Genomic DNA, 4,150 nt, shown 5'->3' on the forward strand with positions numbered 1-4,150 from the left:
CTGCTCTGGAAACCAGTAGCTGTGGCCCGCGCTGCGGGCCTTCCCGCACTTTTTTAAGATAAACCTTAAAGGTGGCGTTGGCGCGATAGTTGTCGTTAGGTAGCTGTTCTCGCTTGGGCAATTCGGCTTCTACTTCTGGCTGATTAAAGCCACTGCTAACAGCCAGGATCGCTGATTGCCGCTCAAAGCGCAGCACCCGCGCCTGCATAACGTTGCCTTCTAAGTCTTGAAATTCCTCTTGAATCATTTTGCGCTGCTGGTCGCGCAGTTTTTGAGAAAGCACTTGCTTGGTTTGGATTGCCGCCATGCGACCGAACTCGCCTTGATCTGGCGTTACGTCTAAAACTACGGTGTCCCCCAGCTGGGCTTCTTCCACGACTGGCTGAACGTCTGAGAGGGCAATTTCGTGGTCGCTGCTGTTTACTTCTTCCACAATTGTTTTGGTAGCGAGAACCCGAAAGCCTTCCTCTTCGACGTTTAGTTCTACTTCTAAATTCTCGAAGTAGTCTTCGTCAAAATGCTTATTGATATTTTGGGTACGCCGATAACGCTCATAGCCTTTCAATAAAGCTTCTCTGAGGGCTGCTTGAACAGCGTGTCGGGGTAAATTGCGTTCCCGGCTGATGCTGTCGATCAGCTCTTTAAGTCCGGGTAAATTAACCATTGTCATGGGCGAAACCTCCTGTGATGAGAAATTGAAAATTAAAAATTAAAAATCCAAACGGGAATAGTTTTTGGATTTTTAATTTTTAATTTTTTGTTCGTCTAGTTGCACTCGCGAGACCGAGGTACGGGGAATTGCGATCGCTCGACCTTTTTGGTTGAGGTAAACTGCTGTATCGTCCCGCTTAATCAGTTGTCCTCGCCACTCGCTCTTGCCCTCGTAAGGCTCCGATGTGCTGACTAGCACCGTAAATCCCTTAAATGAAACAAACTCTCTATCTGTGGTCAGCTGCCGAGAAATGCCGGGACTGGAAATCTCTAGGATGTAGGCATCGGGAATAATATCTGTGGCATCTAAGGTTGCTTCCAATGCTCGACTCATACGTTCGCAATCATCCAAGCTTGTATCTTGCTGAGGATTGCGAATGTCCACACGCAGAATCGGTGGGTATTGGTTGGTTTGGAATACCGCTCCGACAACCTCTAACCCGATGGCTTCGGCAACGGGTACGGCCAAGTCAATTATTTGCGGTACAAGGGGATGAGTCATAGGATAACTCCAATAAAAAAAGTGGGACAAATACCCACTTCCTCTGAAAGGATATGAACTACTCGGCTCTCACAAGTTAGGTAAAATTCTCTGACCTAACAGGAGCTTCGAGTTTCTGACGCTTGAACGCACTGCACATTTGACACTCCCCGACTTAAAGCTACGGGGATTCTTGGGCTGAATACTGCCTCTACCAAACAAGTTAGCGTTGGACTTACACACTCATGTCTAACCTGAATCTAGTTTTACCTAGTCCACTTAAAGGTTACTCCCCAAGCGTAAATTCGGGTATGCCCTACCCTATGCAAATTTTCTTCTTTGTCTTTAGCTCTTTGTCCTTACCGTGTGGTTCTATTTTTGATTCCAGTCACGGAAAGGCATTTCTAACTTACGGAGTAGGACGTTTAACCTGTTTCCTCCGAAGTGTTAGCGCTCAGCGACCTAAGACTATCTTAATACAAGGCTGTACAAAGCCGTCCTAGAAGGACGGGTTTTTAAACCCAAATTTTCGATAAGCTTAGTTATAGAAGCGGATTCCTTCGCTATATCGCCTTAAGACCAGATAACGTCCAGGTGCGCTGGAGTCCGAGAGCGAGTCGTAGAAGCTTTTGCCTACGTAACGCTCTGAAGTAATAGCAATTACCTATCAGAAAATTGCTCCGCTCGGTCGTGCCTCCAGATAATTTATCTTTTGGTGTACCAGTCTTATTCTACTATAGTGTTGCTGCGCTCGAACTTAATACCAGGAATTTTTAGAACCCTTGAGGTTAACCGCTCTTGTTTGCTTAAGCCTCCTACCAAGCGAGTCGATCGTTGTTCCGATCTTTTTATCTATTATAGCTAAGTGGTATTTTTCCTGCTTTGGTTCGTAAATCTAAATGATTGAAATCCTTGAGAAGTTTCACTTTTTTTACCTTTGTAAGCAGTATAAATTCTGCTTAAGCTTTCTTCATTTGTGCAAATCTCTATCTAAGTAATTTAGACTATATTGAATGTTTTTTGTATGGATAAATTTGTCCGTCTTGCGTTTGAGTCAACTGGCGGATTTTCCTGGTTTCTTCCATAACTTGTTCCACATCCTCTTGAGATAACCGCTCGACATAATTAATTTTGATTTCTTCCAGCATATCTAAGACTAAGCTTTGAATTTTATCTACAGTTTGTTGGCTTTGCACTTCTTGGGCGATCGCTTCACCGAAGTGTTGCACAAGTTGGGCAGATAGTTTGGCTCCTTCGGCATCTTCAAGGGCAGCCTTAATAGCTTCGTATGCTCCTTGAGAGATTTCCGTAACTAATCTTTCCGTAAGCTGATTGGGTATGTTGGCTAATAGAGGTATATTTTGAATATTCTTGTAGGCTGGTAAATTTTTGAGTACGCTTTCTATATTGTGACGCAGTATTGCTTCCAAATCGGGCTGAATTTTTGGCAAAACTCGGTAGACGATCAGTTTGATCATTATATCAGCGATCGCTTCCACCTCGTTCACATTATTGATATCTATATAAGTACGTTTTTCTGGTTGCAATAGCCAGCGCGTTATTTCGCCTTTTTCGATCGAGCTTTGAACTTGCTTAATCACTCGGACTACTACAACTTCAGTTATTTCTTCTGCGAAAGTGGCTACAAACCCTTGACTAAATTGTGCTTGTATGCGGTCGAGATCTATTAACTCAGCTTGGTGGAGGCGAAGAGTCACCGGAATAATTCGCAGCCATCGCCAGAATGGAATTAGGAGGAAGATGTCATACCAACGCCACAACATGGCATCTCGCCAACTGACTCCAAAGTGACGGCGACCGATCGACCAGGTACGTCCTAAAAACTCCAAACCGAATATAATTGCAAATGGTATATCTAGAATCCAGAATTTATCTACGAATTCGCCGCTTTCAGCGATCGGACGAAAATAATTTGTTTCGATCGAAGGACGAATCTTGTTATTAAAAAAAGTAATTTCTTTTTTCCACCCATTTTTTAATAAATAATCTTGGCTCCAAAATGTTTTGAAAGACTGGCGGGCAGAATCTAGACCGATGCGATCGCGCATTCTATTTTTAATCTTTTCCAGTGTGCCGCTTTTATTAGCTACTCTAAACGGGTCGCTATCAATCATTTCGTTGCTGAGACGGCGCATATCGGCCAGCAATTTTTCGGTTTCTGGTGACTGCAAGCCTTGTTGCGCCACTTGTTCTTCCAGTGCATTTACTGTCTCTAGATACTTTTGTGTTTCGCGATGGGGTTGAATACCCTTAACTGGGTCATACCAGTGAGTTATAGGAGGAAGAGGTATTTTTATAACAAAGTCAAGAAATTGGAGATTACCTTGCAGCCAGAAATTCCGCCAAGGTACATAGCTCATATCGAATAGCACCAAGCCTAAGTTGAGGGATGCTAGTATAGCCATCAATCTTTCAAACCAAAGATTGCGGCGAGATGAAAATTTATTTTTACCTAGTTTTGGCAGTGAAGACATAGTTTATATGTAAATTTTTTTTAAGTAAAAGAAACTATTTTTAAAATTGTACATACGAAGGCTAAGCTAAGTAGTTTGCCTCTAAAGGCTAGGCGATCGAATGCCGTTGTACAAACAAAAGTTTAATCTTTGACATCCCTCCTGTGAGCGATCGAGGAGATAAAGTGGCTGCAAATTACAGAATAACTTAATTTAGTAGATCTTGAGTGCTTAAACCTACGATTTTAATGCGTAATTTGGTACGGCGATCTTTAAAGCCGCGCCAAATGGGGGACTTTGCAGAGAAAACGCAAATACTGGGGATTACCTCAAGAAACATTGCCCTGTTTATGCTTAAATCCGTGCATTTTCCGGTAGGGGTCTGCCTTTTGGTTCCGGTAAAGCAGGACGCGGTTGGTACGGCATGGGTAAGTAGTCGGACAAAAGTAATCGACACTGTATGAACTTTTGTTAAGGCACTTGC

The 4,150-nt window shown here is 43.2% G+C and carries 3 protein-coding genes; all 3 read right to left on the reverse strand.

Annotated features, from left to right (window positions below):
- A partial coding sequence (locus H6S82_RS21430; protein WP_277926526.1) for a NusA N-terminal domain-containing protein occupies window positions 1-670 on the reverse strand: 670 nt, incomplete at its 3' end.
- Between the two features lie 72 nt (window positions 671-742).
- A complete protein-coding gene (rimP, locus tag H6S82_RS21435; RefSeq protein WP_190465085.1) occupies window positions 743-1,213 on the reverse strand; it encodes a ribosome maturation factor RimP in 471 nt (156 codons plus the stop codon).
- Between the two features lie 983 nt (window positions 1,214-2,196).
- Window positions 2,197-3,687 carry a hypothetical protein gene (locus tag H6S82_RS21440; RefSeq protein WP_190465086.1) on the reverse strand — a complete coding sequence of 497 codons (1,491 nt, stop codon included), beginning with the start codon at window positions 3,685-3,687 and terminating at the stop codon, window positions 2,197-2,199.
- Window positions 3,688-4,150: the final 463 nt, after the last annotated feature.

The organism is Planktothrix sp. FACHB-1355 (genome assembly GCF_014748295.1).
Lineage (GTDB): Bacteria > Cyanobacteriota > Cyanobacteriia > Cyanobacteriales > Aerosakkonemataceae > Aerosakkonema > Aerosakkonema funiforme_A.

Excerpts from the sequence above, each read along its gene's own strand:
- rimP (WP_190465085.1), bottom strand. The coding sequence starts at position 1,213 with ATGACTCATCCCCTTGTACCGCAAATAATTGACTTGGCCGTACCCGTT.
- H6S82_RS21440 (WP_190465086.1), bottom strand. The coding sequence starts at position 3,687 with ATGTCTTCACTGCCAAAACTAGGTAAAAATAAATTTTCATCTCGCCGC.